This is a genomic window from Microcystis panniformis FACHB-1757 (genome assembly GCF_001264245.1).
GTDB lineage: Bacteria > Cyanobacteriota > Cyanobacteriia > Cyanobacteriales > Microcystaceae > Microcystis > Microcystis panniformis.
The window spans coordinates 4,284,140-4,299,583 of sequence record NZ_CP011339.1 but is presented as its reverse complement, the minus strand read 5'-3'; the positions used below and the strand labels follow the sequence as shown (position 1 = coordinate 4,299,583).

The following is a 15,444-nucleotide window of genomic DNA, read 5'->3' as shown; positions in this document are numbered from 1 at the left end:
CTAATGTTAATCCATGTTGGTTATGAATTTGGCTTTGATACACCCTTACCCGTGGTCATGTTGTTAAAACTTTATCTACACCCCTCAATTTTAGATCAAGTGAGACAATCGGAAAACTTGCGGGTGGAACCGGCAACAAAAATAGAAGAATTTTTAGATAGCTTCGGTAATCGAACCAGTCGTCTAATTTTACCCGCCGGACAGATTCGCATTCACAATGAAGCAGTTATCGAGAATGAATGGAAACCGGATATAGTTAATGGGAATGCCCAAGAAATTCCTCTAGCAGAGTTACCAACCCAAGTTTTTCCCTACCTAATGAGTAGCCGTTATTGTGAAGTGGATTTGCTTTCGGAAATTGCCTGGGAACTTTTCGGACAAACTCCCCCCGGTTGGGCAAGGGTACAAGCGGTTTGTGATTGGGTTCATAGTCACATTCGTTTTGGTTACGAATACGCGCGGGTGACGAAAACCGCCTATGATGTCTATCGGGAAAGAACGGGGGTTTGTCGCGATTTTAATCACCTAGCTTTGACTTTTTGCCGTTGCCTAAATATTCCCGCTCGTTATGCCTCCGGCTATCTCGGAGATATCGGTATTTCTCCCCAACCTCTACCGATGGATTTTAGTGCTTGGTTTGAAGTCTATTTAGACCATCAATGGTACACTTTTGATGCTCGTCATAACACCCCCAGAATCGGGCGAATTTTAATGACTCGCGGCTTAGATGCCGTTGATGCTGCCCTAACAACTTCTTTTGGTCAAGTAAATTTAACAAAATTTAAAGTATGGACGATCGATGTTTCCCACCTTTATGCTTAATCAGAGTAAGTAGTCGTGCAAAATTAATTTCCTAGTCGAGACAGGAGAGAGGAGACGGGAGACAGGAGAGAGGAGACGGGAGACGGGAGACGGGATACAGCTATTAGGGATCGGATTTGAGTTTTCAGTTCACTGTTTACTGATCACAGCAGAAGTCTGACGGAGTAGTGGCTTAGATGTGTAATTAATTGTGCTTAGATACTTACAGCTAGATTAGTAACTTTATATGTAAGAAAAAGACCATGATTAAACCCGAATTATTTGACCTTGTTGAATTATTAGTTGACTTGCCTGAATATAACTTAAGAATGGGAGAACAAGGGACAATCGTTGAAGACTACAATGATGGTTGTTACGAAATTGAATTTAGTAATGATCGAGGGGAAACTATAGCCCTTTGTCCTCTCCCAATACAGCAATTTATTATCCTCTGGAAAGCTAAGAGCAAAACGTGGTTATCTTTAACAGAAAAGCTAACAGCTTTAATTGATAAATTACCCAAGGAAAAGCAAGAAAAAATTTTAGATTTCACTCGCTTTTTACTAGACTTTCCCGTTGACAAGAGGCCATAACCTGTGCTGTCTGCTCTGCCCCCTTACTGGGTACAAAAATTGAGTAAATCTCTAATACACGACTTGGCAAATTTTCCTCAAAAAGGGAATAAGGGTGTAAAATAGAGGAAAAGCGAGAAAGAGTGGGCATAATGCTGCTCTTATCGATAATATTGCCAATAGTGAACCAATTCCTCTCTAAGTATCGAATCTAAGTATCGAAGCCTATTTGAGCGCAAGAAGGGATTTGAGCAGGTGCGTAGCTACATACAGGGGTGTAGATGTACTCTATGCTTGCAATTTTACCAAGTCGCCCCTTCAACCGAATCGCCCGAATCTCTATTTCTCTAAGCCTGTCAGGGTAATGCTTTCAGCTAAAAGTTCATAATGGGCTGTTTCCATCGCTTTATTAAGATATTCTTGGATCATAGCTTTCTTTGATTGATTATTTCGTTTTTTCCCAGTATGACATAGTAATTTATCCCTTTGAGCGATCGCTCCTTCAACCGAATCGCCCGATCCTCTGTTTCTCAAAGCCTTTCAGGGCAATGCTTTCAGCCAATCCTTAAAGAAAGTATTAAGAAAACGGGAAGGGGGGAAAAAAATTATGATGGGAGCATCATTCTTTTACCATAACTTAGGCTCAAAGCCAGAATCATTAATTATTTCTACTGTTTCTCCCGATGGTTTAATCACAAATAAACCTTGTTTATAGGCATAACGATCTACTCCTTCATCTATTTCTATTCCTGCCACTGCACCATAAGCTTGATAGTTCTTATAGTGGGGAAATGCTTCTTTAAATCGACTTAATTTTTCTAGAAATTCATTAACATCATCTTTCGATAAACGAGACTTACATTCGACTAAAACTACCTCGGTTTCATCGACGGCTAAAATATCAATCTCCATGGCGATTCCTTGGCGTTTTACCCTAGCGCGACTGTAGGTTTCTTTGACATCGATACCCTTCGCACGAAATAGGCGAATAACCGCAGGTTCCACTAATTCCTCGACAAATCTTCCCCAGCGAGTGGTTAAACTATCCACCGCACGACTGGTATTTGCCACTGTTTTCTCTAGCTGTGCTAAACGGCGATCGGCTTCGGCCTTGGCTTCGGCCGCCCGGCGATCGGCTTCGGCCGCCCGGCGATCGTATTCTTGGCGTGATTGTTCAAACTTTTCGTTAGTTTTCTCGAAAAGTTTATAGATATCTTCGATGGTAATCGGTTGAGACATAGTTATTTACTTTAATCCTCCTTATTTTACTGATTACTATAATTGTACTACCAAATTACCAGTCATTTTTGGGACAGGTGTTAATTCACTGAAACATTCATCTTCGCTCTCCTGTACGCTTAGGCGAGAGCCCGCAGGGAGCGGCGTAGCGGTGCGCCCCTTCAACTGATCGCCCGCTCCTCTGTTTCTCAAAGCCTTTCAGGGCAATGCTTTCAGCCAATCCTTAAAGAAAGTATTAAGAAAACGGGAAGGGGGGAAAAAAATTATGATGGGAGCATCATTCTTTTACCATAACTTAGGCTCAAAGCCAGAATCATTAATTATTTCTACTGTTTCTCCCGATGGTTTAATCACAAATAAACCTTGTTTATAGGCATAACGATCTACTCCTTCATCTATTTCTATTCCTGCCACTGCACCATAAGCTTGATAGTTCTTATAGTGGGGAAATGCTTCTTTAAATCGACTTAATTTTTCTAGAAATTCATTAACATCATCTTTCGATAAACGAGACTTACATTCGACTAAAACTACCTCGGTTTCATCGACGGCTAAAATATCAATCTCCATGGCGATTCCTTGGCGTTTTACCCTAGCGCGACTGTAGGTTTCTTTGACATCGATACCCTTCGCACGAAATAGGCGAATAACCGCAGGTTCCACTAATTCCTCGACAAATCTCCCCCAGCGAGTGGTTAAACTATCCACCGCACGACTGGTATTTGCCACTGTTTTCTCTAGCTGTGCTAAACGGCGATCGGCTTCAGCCTTGGCTTCGGCTGCCCGGCGATCGTATTCGGCCGCTTGGCGATCATATTCGGCCTTGGCTTCGGCCGCCCGGCGATCAGCTTCGGCCGCCCGGCGATCGTATTCTTGGCGTGATTGTTCAAACTTTTCGTTAGTTTTCTCGAAAAGTTTATAGATATCTTCGATGGTAATCGGTTGAGACATAGTTATTTACTTTAATCCTCCTTATTTTACTGATTACTATAATTGTACTACCAAATTACCAGTCATTTTTGGGACAGGTGTTAATTCACTGAAACATTCATCTTCGCTCTCCTGTACGCTTAGGCGAGAGCCCGCAGGGAGCGGCGTAGCGGTGCGCCCCTTCAACCGAATCGCCCGCTCCTCTGTTTCTCAAAGCCTTTCAGGGCAATGCTTTCAGCCAATCCTTAAAGAAAGTATTAAGAAAACGGGAAGGGGGGAAAAAAATTATGATGGGAGCATCATTCTTTTACCATAACTTAGGCTCAAAGCCAGAATCATTAATTATTTCTACTGTTTCTCCCGATGGTTTAATCACAAATAAACCTTGTTTATAGGCATAACGATCTACTCCTTCATCTATTTCTATTCCTGCCACTGCACCATAAGCTTGATAGTTCTTATAGTGGGGAAATGCTTCTTTAAATCGACTTAATTTTTCTAGAAATTCATTAACATCATCTTTCGATAAACGAGACTTACATTCGACTAAAACTACCTCGGTTTCATCGACGGCTAAAATATCAATCTCCATGGCGATTCCTTGGCGTTTTACCCTAGCGCGACTGTAGGTTTCTTTGACATCGATACCCTTCGCACGAAATAGGCGAATAACCACAGGTTCCACTAATTCCTCGACAAATCTTCCCCAGCGAGTGGTTAAACTATCCACCGCACGACTGGTATTTGCCACTGTTTTCTCTAGCTGTGCTAAACGGCGATCGGCTTCAGCCTTGGCTTCGGCTGCCCGGCGATCGTATTCGGCCGCTTGGCGATCATATTCGGCCTTGGCTTCGGCCGCCCGGCGATCGTATTCGGCCTTGGCTTCGGCCGCCCGGCGATCAGCTTCGGCCGCCCGGCGATCGGCTTCGGCCTTGGCTTCGGCCGCCCGGCGATCGTATTCTTGGCGTGATTGTTCAAACTTTTCGTTAGTTTTCTCGAAAAGTTTATAGATATCTTCGATGGTAATCGGTTGAGACATAGTTATTTACTTTAATCCTCCTTATTTTACTGATTACTATAATTGTACTACCAAATTACCAGTCATTTTTGGGACAGGTGTTAATTCACTGAAACATTCATCTTCGCTCTCCTGTACGCTTAGGGGGGATCCCGCAGGGAGCGGCGTAGCGGTGCGCCCCTTCAACTGAATCGCCCGAACTCCTATTTTTCCAAGCCTCTCAGGGTAATGCCTTCAGCCAATTCTTAAAAAAGTATTAAGAAAACGGGAAGGGGTCAAAAAAAATAAGGAATTTTCGGATATCACCTTTTCCGTAAACTCCCCTATATTGACGACTGTTTATCTTTATTCCTTTCTGTGAGGAGTTTAAACCTATGACATTATCAACACTTATCAAAAAATCGATCGGTGGTCGGGTCGCCCTTATCGGTCTATCTTTACTCGCTCCTGTATCTGGTGCGAGCGCCGCTACTTTTGGCTTTTCTTTCTCGAATGTGGATGGCCCGGTTAGTGGTACAGTTTCTGGGACAATAGAGTTGCCGGACGCGGCACTAACCACGGATGGGATATACGCGGCTACCGCTCTTTCCGTCACCTCCGCTCCTGCCGCTTTAGGATACACGCTACCGGTTATTGGTACATTCCCATCACTGGGTCCTAATGCTTTTAATGTTGTGGGTGGTAATATCATTCTGTCTGGTACTCAATTCGCTCGTAGTCAATTTGTTGTAACGGGTTCTCCAAATGCAAATGCATTTGGATTAAATTCTCCTCTCGGAACTCTATTCGGTACAAACGGGGTTGCTGATGCTTCAAGTGGAGTTTTAGACTCAAATAATTCAACACTGACATTTACTCGCGCTACTTCCGTTCCTGAACCGGGTACTATCTTAGGTTTAGTAACAGTGGGTGCTTTAGGGGCATTAGCTCGCAAGCGCAAGGGATAAAAGGATTTTCCGCCGCTAAAAATTCCGTAACCCCTTGACAATTTACCCGACTAGGGAGACGAAATTATTTTTACTCCCTAGTCTCTTTCCCAAAAAATAAACATGAAACATTTTCCGCTTATTTCCCCTCGAAACGTTTTAGCTTCCGTAGCGATCGCTTTATCCCTTGGTTTGGGTTTAACCGCCCCTCTACAAGCGCAGTTAAGCGGTAGAGTGAACTTTGAACGGGGCAGTGATATGGCCGCCCTCAACGGGACAATTACAGGGCGTGAATACCGAGATTTTGTCTTAAGAGCGAGAAAAGGTCAAACCCTGATGGTTTCTCTTGCTGATGATGGGACAGGCAACCCAGAAGACAAGCATAGTGTATTTTTTAATATCCTGCCGCCGGGTAGTAATAATGTAGCGATTTATAACAGTTCTGCCCAAGGACCCAACGCCATGGCTAAAATTAAACTCCCCAAAGATGGCGACTATACCATTCGTGTCTATCTCATGGGAGAAGCGAAAGACGGCAATCATACCGTTCCTTTCACCTTCTCGGTAACGATTAGGTAGTTATCGAAAAATCTTGAACGCATCCTAGAGATTATCGCCCCTCTTACTCTGTAAGAAAATCAATCATGTTCGAGTCTATAAAATTCAGCGCCATCGCCACCGGAATCGCCCTCGTCGCTACTTTACCAGTTTATGCCGCGAATACTGCTACCATGTTGTCGGCCTGCAAATCTCGCGCCGCTAATGCTTATAAAACCTCGCCGGGTAATATCGTTGTCAAATACGAAGGACAACGCACCGACGGCACTCACGCAGTGAATGGCACTTACGAGACGGATAAAATGGTCAATACCTTCCAATGTTCCTTTAACCGCAACGGCAACCAGATCGTCAAATTTATCAAAAACCTACCCTATTCCAAAGTGGACGAAGGCGCTATGTAATAACACGCTCACTTAGTCTTCATTGGAGGAGATCAAAAAAGCATGAAACCCGTTTATGTGTTGTTAATTGCTATTACTACGGGTGTTATCGGTGCGGGTATCGGATTGTTTCTAGGAGGGAAATTCTTGGGAACCCTCGGATTCACAGGTGGTGTAACCTACGGTGTTTGTGTCGCCACGGAAACGGGAAAACAAGCGGGTTTACTAACCCAATCGGAAACCGATCAACTCTTAAAACAAATTAAAGCAAGAGCGGGTTCAGATTTTAATTTGAAACCAGAACAAATCGAAGAATTCGCCAAAATCAACTGTCAAGACACCCTAGAAAAAGCGAAATCGGCCCGTTCGGAAAAAAACTAGACGGACGTTATAGTACAATTGTCAACAAATCTAGCGATCGCTGTAAAACATCTAATTAACTTGGGAAAAAACTTAAATCATGCGTAAACTCTTTTCCGCTTTTTTACTGGCCACCTTAATCACCACCCCGGTTATTCTGCCTTCCCCCGCTTTCAGCGAAATCCGTAAAGAACGAGTGCAATTCAAAGCCGGAACCGAAGGAACCACTATTCAAGGCAAAATCAAGGGAGAACAAGTCGTTCAATACCTAATTCGCGCCAATGCTGGACAAAATATGTCGGTTAGCCTCTTGAGTGATAACGGGGGCGCTTCTTTCAATATTTTCGCACCGGGAAAAGTCCCGGGCAAAGACGCGGCGATGGTTATCGGGAACAATGTCGGTAATGCCCACGAGGGAATCCTACCGGCGGACGGCGATTATACGATCCAAGTGGGTTTGACTCGCAACTCGGCCCGGAATAATGAAGTGGCTAATTATCGCCTAAAAATCTTTATTTCCAATAATTACAACCAAAGCGATGCCAAAGTACCGGGGACAAATTACCATGCTACGGGTAATGTTACCTGTTCGATGGGCGATGGAAAACCGGCGGGATCTTGTCCCTTTGGTGTCACTCGTCGGGGCAACGGTAGCGCGGATGTCACTGTTACCAAACCCGATGGTCGCAAGCGTATCATTTTCTTTGAAAAGGGAAAAGCGATCGGTGCAGATACCAGTCAGGCAGCTCCTGGAGCGTTTAGCGCCTCGAAACAAGACGATATCTATATTATTCGCATCGGCAAGGAACGCTACGAGATTTTTGAAGCGATCATCTTTGGGGGTTAGGTGCTGCTTCTCGTAAGCGCCAAGCATAAAATCCCCATTGAGGATAGTTTTGAGTATATCTTGGTCTTTAGGAGGGGTAAAACCCCTCCTTTGGTTATTTTTGGGGATAGGGGTTTAATTTTGTTAAAATACAGGTCAGGCTTGACCTGTATTTGAATTGAAAATGTATGATTCCACCTGTAAATTTATCGCCCTTGAATATTCCAGAGACTTAGCCACTTGGTTACTAGGAAAACCCTTAGACTTAACGGAAATTAAACCCTCAGAATTATCCCTAGAACCGATTAGAGCCGATACGTTAATCTTTTTGGAGTCAGAAGAATTAATCTTACATATCGAGTTCCAAACTGACCCTAAAGAAGACATTCCCTATAGAATGCTCGATTATGCCACCAGACTCTATCGACGCTATCCCCATAAACCCATCCATCAAGTGGTGATTTATCTGAGGAAAAGTAACTCCCCCCAAGTCCGACAAAATGACTATCAACAAGGGAAAACCTATCATCAATTTGAAGTGATTAGACTCTGGGAACAACCCTCAGAAACCTTATTACAAGCGCCAGGGCTATTTCCCTTCGCTATACTCGCTCAAGCTGAGAAACCAGAAAACTTACTGGGGCAAATTGCCCAAGAAATCGAGCAAATCAGCGATAGTCGAGAACAAAGCAATCTGGCCGCATCTACCGCCATTCTAGCCGGGTTAGTATTAAACAAAGACATCATTCAACGATTATTGAGGAAAGACATCATGAAAGAATCTGTTATCTATCAAGAAATCTGGTCGGAAGGTTTACAAGAGGGAGAAGCTAACCTCGTTTTACGTCAATTAAATCGCCGTATAGGTGGCATTTCACCGGAATTATCCCCGAAGATACGCAGTCTTTCCCTAGAACAGTTAGAAAACTTAGGCGAAGCTTTGTTAGATTTTCAGTCACTACAAGATTTAGAACAATGGCTAGAAAATTGCCAAATAAATTAAGTACAAGAGAACTAATTCTCCAGTCCATGCTCTCAGCACAGGGTAGCTGCAAGCATTTGGCTATCCTTTTCTTGAGCTTGTGATACACTAACCAGAAATCTATCAATTTTCTCCCTGTGAGGAGAATAACCCGGTAATACCAGCAGAACTTATCAAAAACTTCGTTGGGGAGGGTGGCACTCAGAAATTTTTCTCTCTTAACCCCTGTATCTGGTGTAAGCGCAGTGGTCAGTGGTAAAATTAAGTGTCTATTAAAGCGATCGTTTTTGGGAATTAATCGGGATTATATCGGGTATTGAGTGATGTCAGAGGTGGAGAATTCTAATCTTGTTTTCTATAACTTTCAAAGTTCTGAGGAATTGGAGGCAGTGGTAGATCCAAAACAAGAATTCCGGGTGATGCAGTTAGCCGAGGGGCCGATGCGCTTGGATATGTGGCAGTTACAGTTAGATAGAGCGATTTTTGAATTTAGATATCTCCATGCTCCTCTTCGCGTCCGCGGAAATAAAAAAAACAATAATTTAGTCTTTGAATTTATCCTCTCTCCCGTTCTCGGCCCCTATATTTCTCATGGATTCAAAATAACACAAGATACCCTCTACGGTTTTGATAACGATCGCAGTATCGATTTAGTTCTCCCAGCTAACCTGGGCGTTGCTGAATTAAGCTATGAATCAGTAAGGAATAGGCACTTCTTGAAACTTCAGATAATGAATTAATAAACGAATAGAGTATCCTAACATTTCTGTAGACTTAGAATAGCAGAGTGTTTTGCGATGCAATCGGGCTAGATAATGTCTTAAACGTGTGTTCTCACCCTCTACTCTGGTCATATAAGTCTTACTAATTATATGGTCGCCCTCTGCTATAAAACATGGATAAACTGACCATCCATCACTCACATAAAAATAGCATCCCCAAGACTTAACTAATTCCCATAATGGGCGAAACGTTTCGCTACTATGATCTCCGATTACCCAACCTAAAATTCCTTTTTTAAAGTGGTCAACGGCTGTCCACACCCAGATTTTGTTTTTTTTGAGCCAACAAAGGTTTCCAATTCATCCAGTTCCCCTACTTCAGGAATTGTTTCTGGGTCATAGGCGACTGGCAATAATTCTCCCACAGATTTTACCCAATTAATTACGGTCGTATGATGAACTCCCTTTAGCCTTTCTATTCCTCTAAATCCCATCCCATTAACATAGGCAGTTAGGCATTCTCGCTTCGTTTTTTCGTCATAGCCTTTCTGTTTTTCATAGTTATCAATAAATTGACGGCCACAGGTTACACAAATATGATTTTGTTTACCTTGTTTATTGATGCCATTTTTACGGATATGGGTAGATTTACATTCAGGGCATTGCATTTTGATTTCCTCCATTCATATCTCTATTATGCAACGCCCTAACCTGCTTATGGGAACGTTAATTATTAACCGAGAAATCTTCGAGGATTGTTTACAAGTTATGGAACGAAGTGATCTTGATGATCACTTTTTAGCAAATAATTATATCCAGAGTATGGGTAGCTTTAGTTCGGTGCAGGATTATCTAAGAGAATTATATGGTTTAGTGCGACGACAGGACAGATTTCTCGAACAACCTCAAATTAGCCGGTTGATCCTAGAAGATTATCTACCTTTACTGATAGAAAGCGTACCCCATAAGCGGGGCAAATACCGAAATCCAGAGCGATTTTTTCGACAATGGCAACTGGCACAAAAAGCGGAAGAATATATGTTGGCTCATCTCGATCGACCGATCACCTTAAAAGACCTTTGCGAGATTCTTCGTAGCAGTAAAACTCCCCTTAACTACGCCTTTCAAGAGGTTTTTACGATGAGTCCAATGACCTATCTCAAACTATTGCGACTTCACGCCGTTCACAGGGCGCTAAAAGTCGCTGAACCCACCACAAAAATCTCAGACGTGGCGCGCCAATTTGGCTTTTGGCACTTGGGAAGATTTAGCCAATACTATCGGCAACTATTCGGACAACTTCCCTCGGAGACGATCGCGCGATGACCTCCTCCTTTTCTCGTTTCCGGTTGAATAAACCCATCGCGGGCTGGATTCTCTACGATATCGCCAGTTCTGGCTATATTATGATGATTCCGGGCGTTACCTACGCGGTTTTTTTCCGCCAGATCGTCTGTGGAGGCGCGGCAATCTGCGATGGAAAATGGGCATTTTGGGTTTCTCTCTCGCTGATTGTCGCGGGGGGATTAGCTCCCTTGTTAGGGGCGATCGCCGATATAGGAGCCTTGCGCCATCGGTTGTTCGTGGTGACGACATTACTCTGTGGTGGGGCAACCCTGGCTTTAGGCACTGTCCAACCGGGGGCGATCGTCTGGGGCGGAATCGTCTTTTTGTTAGCCCAAACCGGCTATCTGCTGGCTACCAGTCTTTACGATGCCTATTTACCCTCTCTGGTGCCACCGGGGGCGATCGGGCGGCTGTCAAGTTGGGGGTGGGGGTTGGGCTATCTGGGAGGAATTGCCTGTTATCTGTTGTTTTGGCTAGTGCAATCCAGCCATCGCTCCGATCAATTGCTAGAGTATCGACTGGCTTTTGCGATCGTCGGGTTATGGCTGCTCTTTCTTTCTCTCCCGGCTCTAGCTTGGTTGCCCCACCAGTCGCAACCGCCCACCATTCCTCTTTCTCGCTTAATTCGCCAATCCTACCATCAGGTCTGGCACACCCTCTGCCATTTCAGGCAAAACCAAGAGATTTTTAAATTCTTAGTCGGATTTTATTTGATTTCCGATGGAATTGTGACCCTGAATAACTTTTTAGGCATCTATCTCAATCAGGAGTTCGGGTTAAGCGTCGCTCAAATCTTGCATTCAGGACTTTTATTTAACCTAATCTCCATTCCCTCGACGATCCTGTTCGGTTTATTGAGTAACCACTGGTCATTACGGTCAATTTTATGCCTTTTAGTCGGAATCTGGACGGTTATTATCTCCTTGATGCTCCTCAGCACCCATCCCGCTACACCGCTTGTCCTAGCGATTTTAATGGGATTAGTCTTCGGTTCGACTCAATCCCTCTGTCGGGGGTGGTTCGCCCAATTGACATCCTCGCCGCCCTAAAAGTGCGGCGATTCCTAAACCTCACGATTTAAGTTTCTGCTTCCACCACCGTCGCATACCACAGTTAAAAACCATGTACTGTCTTACACAGAGTCCACAGACTTTCGCCCCATTTCAGAAGCCCGATTCCCTGTGTCCCACGGTACGTTGACCGCCTATAGCTTCTTGTACTTGTTGCGCGCGACTTTTTACCCGGCCAAGCTTTTCTGGTCGGAACCCCCTAAGCCGAGTTTTCAAGGTGCTGCGCCGTCCACTTGGTTTTCGAGACTGGCCTTTTAATTCTAACGTAAAGCCAACCTAGAACGGCGGGGTTTCAGACCCAAAATTTCCGATGATTCAGGCGAACCAAGCAACGGAGTTATTCGGGTTTAATGCTTTGGCAGGTCGGATGTCCTCCATTTTCGGTCCATTGTTGTTCGGGGTAATTAGTACAGTGACCGGTAATCAAAGATTGGCGGTGATCTCCCTGTTGCTGTTTTTTGGCTTGGGAGGGTTGATTTTGAGTCAGGTGCGCCGAGGCGATCGCACCGCTAAAATCTGACCATGGACGATAACCTCTTTGACGCTCCCATCGCGCTAAGCGCTTCGGGATTCTTGGTTCAACAAGTCCACTTACTTTAGATTCCTTGCGTTATCCAAAACAGAGGTGGTTCTTACGCCTGCGCGTTACTTTTCGTCCGCCCCACGATAGTTGTATTTCTACAAAATTTGCTTCAAAAAGAGAATCTAGGAGATCTGTTCCGCGTAATCTAACTCCGTTGCGCATCCCGCCTCTTTTCGGAGAATATCGTCGATATTCTTAAATGTCTGCTCGAACATAGGAAAAAGATTAGATACTCTCAAATCTTACCTCGATCGCTCCGGTGATCCTTAGCATAGATTTGTAAAAAGGCTGAAAATGCTTCAGCCTCGTCTAAAAAATCAGATTTTACCCGCAAAATTAAGGAATAGGATTAGCCGAATCCTTGCTTTCTAGGGTTTCGGCAACAGATTCCGTCTTACCAAAAGCAATTCTGAGGAAGGGAGGGGCCAGGAAAGTCGTCAAGATTACCATAATAATAATCGACACCTCCAAAGGCTTATCCAAAATTCCGCTGGCCGAGCCAATCCAGGCAAAAACTAGACCCACCTCACCCCGGGGAATCATACCCACACCCCACCAACAAGCTTTTTGCCGCAAAACCCAGATAACAATTACTTTTCTACCTTAACCCGTTGAGTAACGACAACAATCCCATCTCCTTGAATTAAAATCGCCGATAACCAACGATTTTCTGGTGTTGCCGGCGCTTTTACCCGCTTAAATAAACCGCCGGACTGTAATAATTCCAATTCTAGAGGCTTTGTATTAATATAACGCTCAATATCTACTTTCTCATCGATCGCCGCTCCGGCCAATAAATCATCCCCTAAAGGTTGGCGAACAATCACATCAAAATCAAATTCTTGACCCACTTTCACCCTTTCCGGAATTCTCACTTGAATACTGGGGGGATTTTTGCCGGTGCTTAACTCGACTCTCTCGCTTAAAATCTCCTGATAAACCAGTTTATTCCCTTGAAATTGTTGACGAGAACGAATCGTAGCATTCATTCCCACCACTCTTCCCTGCACCTTTCCTGTCCCGGTAATTTTAGTAATTGTATTGGCCGTTAACTTGTCCCCGGAACGACTCCAAGATTCGAGAGTCGTGGTGTATTGTAGATTGTTATAACGTTCCCAAAAATGAGTTAAAGCCTTTTTAGTTTTTTCGTAGGTCAAGCCATCGGAATTAGTAAATTTTGGACTATAAAACTCCATTAATTGCTTGATATCCCGCTCATTAGCCGCCGTTTCAATTTTGGAGATAAGGGTTTTTAAATTAGCTGGAGCAGTTTCTGGCTTTTCGGCCCGCAGACCGGTGGCAAGGGTAAAAGTTAACCCCAAACCTAACAGCAACGATAGAGAAAAATTGAGGGATTGACGAAAAAATTTATCGGGGATTGTGTTCAAGTTACGCATTAGTGATAGTTTGTGTAAGGATCGATAACTATGGTAGATTATTTCATTCTAGGACTGAATTTACCCTCTCTCGAATTATGGCACGCACTCCAACCCGTCTCTTGATTGCCGCTAGTGGTACTGGTGGTCATTTATTTCCCGCTTTGGCCCTGGCCGAGCGCTTGCCGGATTACGAGATTGAATGGTTAGGAGTTCCAGACCGTCTGGAACAGTCCTTAGTTCCAAAAACCTACCCCCTGCACACTATCCCGATTGAGGGGTTTCAAACCCGTTTGGGGTTAAAAACTCTCAAGATTCTGTTCGGTCAACTGCGGGCCATTTGGCAAGTGCGTAGTTTAATCAAAAAACGTCAGATAGCGGCAGTTTTTACCACCGGGGTTATATCGCGGGCCCGACCATTTTAGCGGCTCGTTTAGCCAATATTCCCGTCATCCTACACGAATCTAACTACATACCGGGCAAAGTCACGAAAGTTCTCGGTCGCTGGTGCGATACGGTTGCCCTCGGTTTTCAGGGAACCGCCAGCTATTTACCCGGCACTCGCACCACTTGGGCTAGTACGCCTGTACGAGAGCAGTTTCTCATTCCCCAGTCCCTGGATTTACCGATTCCAGAGACTGCTTTTTTAATTGTCGTTGCCGGTGGTTCTCAAGGGGCCGTGGCTCTTAATCAAATTGTCCGACAAAGCGCTCCCCAATGGTTAGAAAAAGGTATTTATATCGTGCATCTCACGGGAGAAAACGACCCCGAAGCGGATAGTTTGCGCCATTCTAACTATTTTTCCCGGCCTTTTTACGACAATATGGCGGGATTATGGCAAAGAGCTAATCTGGCTATCAGTCGCTCCGGAGCCAGCACTTTAACAGAATTAGCGATCACTTGTACGCCTTCGATTTTAATTCCCTATCCTTTTGCTGCCGAAGACCATCAGTTCTATAATGCCAAAGTTTTCGCTGAAGCTCAAGCCGCTTATCTTTATCGTCAAAATGAGTTAACTGCTCAGTTTTTAGGCGAATTAGTCCTGGATTTATGGTCTAATCCCGAAAAATTGTCCGCCATGGCCCAACAAGCTTCTCATCTAGCCATTAGTGATAGTGCCGATTTATTAGCCGATTTGTTGAGAAGAAAGAGTCAAAAAGATAGTTTTTGAAACAAATCAGCCACGGGAAAAGTGAACCCCGGAACCACATCTTCCCCCTCCAGAAAATCTCCTGATGTTAATAATCCCCGCGGTTCGTACCCGCAACGATAAACTAAGACATAGTGTTGACCTGGACTGATAACCCAGAGCAAACGAGTCCCATTGGCAAAATATTCGGCAATTTTGTCCTCGATTTCTGCCACTGTATTCCCTGGAGAGAGAATTTCTACCACTAAATCGGGCCCACCTTCTAAAAAACCCGTCGGCAATTCTTCCAATTCTTGCAGACGTTCCTTGGCAAAAAAAGCTATATCGGGAGAACGTTTATTGCCATTTTTCATAGTAAAAGCAGTGCTGGAGTCCAATAATACCCCTAGTTTTCGAGATGTTACTAAAGCGAATAAAGCAGCACTTAAAATAATGGCAATATAACCGTGTAAAGCCCCAGAATTACCCAGATTAATTAACTCTCCCTTGACCAATTCGTAACGATTACCATCGTCAGGTAACGCCATAAACTCTGCATCAGTCCATACTTTTGTCTCTGGAGTTTTCATCACAGTAGTTTCTCGAATAGACATAATTTATC

The 15,444-nt window shown here is 44.1% G+C and carries 19 protein-coding genes and 2 pseudogenes; 13 read left to right on the top strand and 8 right to left on the bottom strand.

The window, feature by feature from the left end; genetic code table 11:
* The first annotated feature begins 3 nt into the window (after nt 1–3).
* Together VL20_RS20585 and VL20_RS20580 are read left to right on the top strand one after the other, a co-directional pair.
* Nucleotides 4–822: a transglutaminase-like domain-containing protein gene (locus tag VL20_RS20585; RefSeq protein ID WP_052277627.1), complete on the top strand. Its 819-nt coding sequence runs from the start codon at nt 4–6 to the stop codon at nt 820–822.
* Between the two features lie 242 nt (nt 823–1,064).
* Nucleotides 1,065–1,394 (top strand): DUF4926 domain-containing protein, encoded by a 330-nt coding sequence (locus tag VL20_RS20580; RefSeq protein WP_002787544.1) that lies wholly within the window; start codon nt 1,065–1,067, stop codon nt 1,392–1,394.
* Between the two features lie 318 nt (nt 1,395–1,712).
* On the opposite strand, the gene VL20_RS20575 is transcribed toward VL20_RS20580, so the two are convergent.
* From VL20_RS20575 to VL20_RS20560, 4 genes are all read right to left on the bottom strand, one after another.
* Nucleotides 1,713–1,907 carry a hypothetical protein gene (locus tag VL20_RS20575; RefSeq protein WP_052277626.1) on the bottom strand — a complete coding sequence of 65 codons (195 nt, stop codon included), beginning with the start codon at nt 1,905–1,907 and terminating at the stop codon, nt 1,713–1,715.
* Nucleotides 1,908–2,000: 93 nt separating this feature from the next.
* Nucleotides 2,001–2,612 (bottom strand): hypothetical protein, encoded by a 612-nt coding sequence (locus VL20_RS20570; protein WP_052277625.1) that lies wholly within the window; start codon nt 2,610–2,612, stop codon nt 2,001–2,003.
* A 285-nt stretch (nt 2,613–2,897) separates the two neighbouring features.
* Nucleotides 2,898–3,563 (bottom strand): DUF3782 domain-containing protein, encoded by a 666-nt coding sequence (locus VL20_RS20565; RefSeq protein ID WP_052277624.1) that lies wholly within the window; start codon nt 3,561–3,563, stop codon nt 2,898–2,900.
* A gap of 286 nt (nt 3,564–3,849) precedes the next feature.
* Complete coding sequence (locus tag VL20_RS20560; protein WP_052277623.1) at nt 3,850–4,581, bottom strand: hypothetical protein; 732 nt, start codon at nt 4,579–4,581, stop codon at nt 3,850–3,852.
* 353 nt (nt 4,582–4,934) lie between these two features.
* Here VL20_RS20560 and VL20_RS20555 point away from each other — a divergent pair, with 353 nt between their 5' ends.
* The 7 genes from VL20_RS20555 to VL20_RS20525 all read left to right on the top strand — a co-directional run bounded on the left by VL20_RS20555 (nt 4,935) and on the right by VL20_RS20525 (nt 9,335).
* On the top strand, nt 4,935–5,507 hold the full coding sequence (locus VL20_RS20555) for a PEP-CTERM sorting domain-containing protein (protein WP_260441382.1): 573 nt from the start codon (nt 4,935–4,937) through the stop codon (nt 5,505–5,507).
* A 102-nt stretch (nt 5,508–5,609) separates the two neighbouring features.
* Nucleotides 5,610–6,065: a hypothetical protein gene (locus VL20_RS20550; RefSeq protein WP_052277622.1), complete on the top strand. Its 456-nt coding sequence runs from the start codon at nt 5,610–5,612 to the stop codon at nt 6,063–6,065.
* Between the two features lie 65 nt (nt 6,066–6,130).
* A complete protein-coding gene (locus VL20_RS20545; RefSeq protein ID WP_002757707.1) occupies nt 6,131–6,448 on the top strand; it encodes a hypothetical protein in 318 nt (105 codons plus the stop codon).
* Nucleotides 6,449–6,490: 42 nt separating this feature from the next.
* Complete coding sequence (locus VL20_RS20540; RefSeq protein ID WP_052277621.1) at nt 6,491–6,808, top strand: hypothetical protein; 318 nt, start codon at nt 6,491–6,493, stop codon at nt 6,806–6,808.
* Between the two features lie 79 nt (nt 6,809–6,887).
* Nucleotides 6,888–7,634, top strand: coding sequence for a hypothetical protein (locus VL20_RS20535; RefSeq protein WP_052277620.1), 747 nt, complete (start codon nt 6,888–6,890; stop codon nt 7,632–7,634).
* A 163-nt stretch (nt 7,635–7,797) separates the two neighbouring features.
* Nucleotides 7,798–8,616, top strand: a complete 819-nt coding sequence (locus VL20_RS20530; protein ID WP_052277619.1) for a DUF4351 domain-containing protein — start codon at nt 7,798–7,800, stop codon at nt 8,614–8,616.
* Nucleotides 8,617–8,918: 302 nt separating this feature from the next.
* Complete coding sequence (locus VL20_RS20525) at nt 8,919–9,335, top strand: hypothetical protein (RefSeq protein WP_052277618.1); 417 nt, start codon at nt 8,919–8,921, stop codon at nt 9,333–9,335.
* On the opposite strand, the gene VL20_RS29770 is transcribed toward VL20_RS20525, so the two are convergent.
* Nucleotides 9,291–9,985 (bottom strand): IS1 family transposase gene (locus tag VL20_RS29770; protein WP_128575271.1). Its coding sequence is split into 2 segments (ribosomal slippage): nt 9,291–9,643 and nt 9,643–9,985, totalling 696 coding nucleotides; the frame shifts between segments, so codons are not numbered across the junction. The two genes, VL20_RS20525 and VL20_RS29770, sit on opposite strands and share 45 nt — an antisense overlap.
* Before the next feature lie 49 nt (nt 9,986–10,034).
* On the opposite strand from VL20_RS29770, the gene VL20_RS20515 reads away from it, so the two are divergent.
* From VL20_RS20515 to VL20_RS20505, 3 genes are all read left to right on the top strand, one after another.
* Complete coding sequence (locus VL20_RS20515; RefSeq protein WP_158499374.1) at nt 10,035–10,643, top strand: helix-turn-helix domain-containing protein; 609 nt, start codon at nt 10,035–10,037, stop codon at nt 10,641–10,643.
* Nucleotides 10,640–11,713 (top strand): MFS transporter, encoded by a 1,074-nt coding sequence (locus tag VL20_RS20510; RefSeq protein WP_052277616.1) that lies wholly within the window; start codon nt 10,640–10,642, stop codon nt 11,711–11,713. The genes VL20_RS20515 and VL20_RS20510 overlap by 4 nt, the downstream gene beginning before the upstream one ends.
* A gap of 331 nt (nt 11,714–12,044) precedes the next feature.
* A complete protein-coding gene (locus VL20_RS20505) occupies nt 12,045–12,254 on the top strand; it encodes an MFS transporter (RefSeq protein WP_043996232.1) in 210 nt (69 codons plus the stop codon).
* Between the two features lie 399 nt (nt 12,255–12,653).
* Here the strand turns inward: VL20_RS20505 and VL20_RS20500 are convergent.
* Both VL20_RS20500 and VL20_RS20495 read right to left on the bottom strand, forming a co-directional pair.
* A pseudogene (locus VL20_RS20500) lies at nt 12,654–12,869 on the bottom strand (cation:proton antiporter domain-containing protein); the annotation flags it as partial.
* 38 nt (nt 12,870–12,907) lie between these two features.
* The gene (locus tag VL20_RS20495) at nt 12,908–13,714 is read right to left on the bottom strand and encodes a hypothetical protein (protein ID WP_052277615.1); all 807 of its coding nucleotides are present in this window, start codon (nt 13,712–13,714) and stop codon (nt 12,908–12,910) included.
* A gap of 77 nt (nt 13,715–13,791) precedes the next feature.
* On the opposite strand from VL20_RS20495, the pseudogene murG reads away from it, so the two are divergent.
* Nucleotides 13,792–14,864, top strand: a pseudogene (gene murG / locus VL20_RS20490) (undecaprenyldiphospho-muramoylpentapeptide beta-N-acetylglucosaminyltransferase).
* On the opposite strand, the gene VL20_RS20485 reads toward murG, so the two are convergent.
* A complete protein-coding gene (locus VL20_RS20485; protein WP_052277614.1) occupies nt 14,846–15,436 on the bottom strand; it encodes a Uma2 family endonuclease in 591 nt (196 codons plus the stop codon). The pseudogene murG and the gene VL20_RS20485 sit on opposite strands and share 19 nt — an antisense overlap.
* Between the last annotated feature and the right edge of the window lie 8 nt (nt 15,437–15,444).

What these genes read in the sequence shown, in the direction of transcription:
- VL20_RS20585 (WP_052277627.1), top strand. Translation starts at nt 4, where the DNA reads ATGTTAATCCATGTTGGTTATGAATTTGGCTTTGATACACCCTTACCC.
- VL20_RS20580 (WP_002787544.1), top strand. Translation starts at nt 1,065, where the DNA reads ATGATTAAACCCGAATTATTTGACCTTGTTGAATTATTAGTTGACTTG.
- VL20_RS20570 (WP_052277625.1), bottom strand. Translation starts at nt 2,612, where the DNA reads ATGTCTCAACCGATTACCATCGAAGATATCTATAAACTTTTCGAGAAA.
- VL20_RS20565 (WP_052277624.1), bottom strand. Translation starts at nt 3,563, where the DNA reads ATGTCTCAACCGATTACCATCGAAGATATCTATAAACTTTTCGAGAAA.
- VL20_RS20560 (WP_052277623.1), bottom strand. Translation starts at nt 4,581, where the DNA reads ATGTCTCAACCGATTACCATCGAAGATATCTATAAACTTTTCGAGAAA.
- VL20_RS20555 (WP_260441382.1), top strand. Translation starts at nt 4,935, where the DNA reads ATGACATTATCAACACTTATCAAAAAATCGATCGGTGGTCGGGTCGCC.
- VL20_RS20550 (WP_052277622.1), top strand. Translation starts at nt 5,610, where the DNA reads ATGAAACATTTTCCGCTTATTTCCCCTCGAAACGTTTTAGCTTCCGTA.
- VL20_RS20545 (WP_002757707.1), top strand. Translation starts at nt 6,131, where the DNA reads ATGTTCGAGTCTATAAAATTCAGCGCCATCGCCACCGGAATCGCCCTC.
- VL20_RS20540 (WP_052277621.1), top strand. Translation starts at nt 6,491, where the DNA reads ATGAAACCCGTTTATGTGTTGTTAATTGCTATTACTACGGGTGTTATC.
- VL20_RS20535 (WP_052277620.1), top strand. Translation starts at nt 6,888, where the DNA reads ATGCGTAAACTCTTTTCCGCTTTTTTACTGGCCACCTTAATCACCACC.
- VL20_RS20530 (WP_052277619.1), top strand. Translation starts at nt 7,798, where the DNA reads ATGTATGATTCCACCTGTAAATTTATCGCCCTTGAATATTCCAGAGAC.
- VL20_RS20525 (WP_052277618.1), top strand. Translation starts at nt 8,919, where the DNA reads ATGTCAGAGGTGGAGAATTCTAATCTTGTTTTCTATAACTTTCAAAGT.
- VL20_RS20515 (WP_158499374.1), top strand. Translation starts at nt 10,035, where the DNA reads ATGGGAACGTTAATTATTAACCGAGAAATCTTCGAGGATTGTTTACAA.
- VL20_RS20510 (WP_052277616.1), top strand. Translation starts at nt 10,640, where the DNA reads ATGACCTCCTCCTTTTCTCGTTTCCGGTTGAATAAACCCATCGCGGGC.
- VL20_RS20505 (WP_043996232.1), top strand. Translation starts at nt 12,045, where the DNA reads ATGATTCAGGCGAACCAAGCAACGGAGTTATTCGGGTTTAATGCTTTG.
- VL20_RS20495 (WP_052277615.1), bottom strand. Translation starts at nt 13,714, where the DNA reads ATGCGTAACTTGAACACAATCCCCGATAAATTTTTTCGTCAATCCCTC.
- VL20_RS20485 (WP_052277614.1), bottom strand. Translation starts at nt 15,436, where the DNA reads ATGTCTATTCGAGAAACTACTGTGATGAAAACTCCAGAGACAAAAGTA.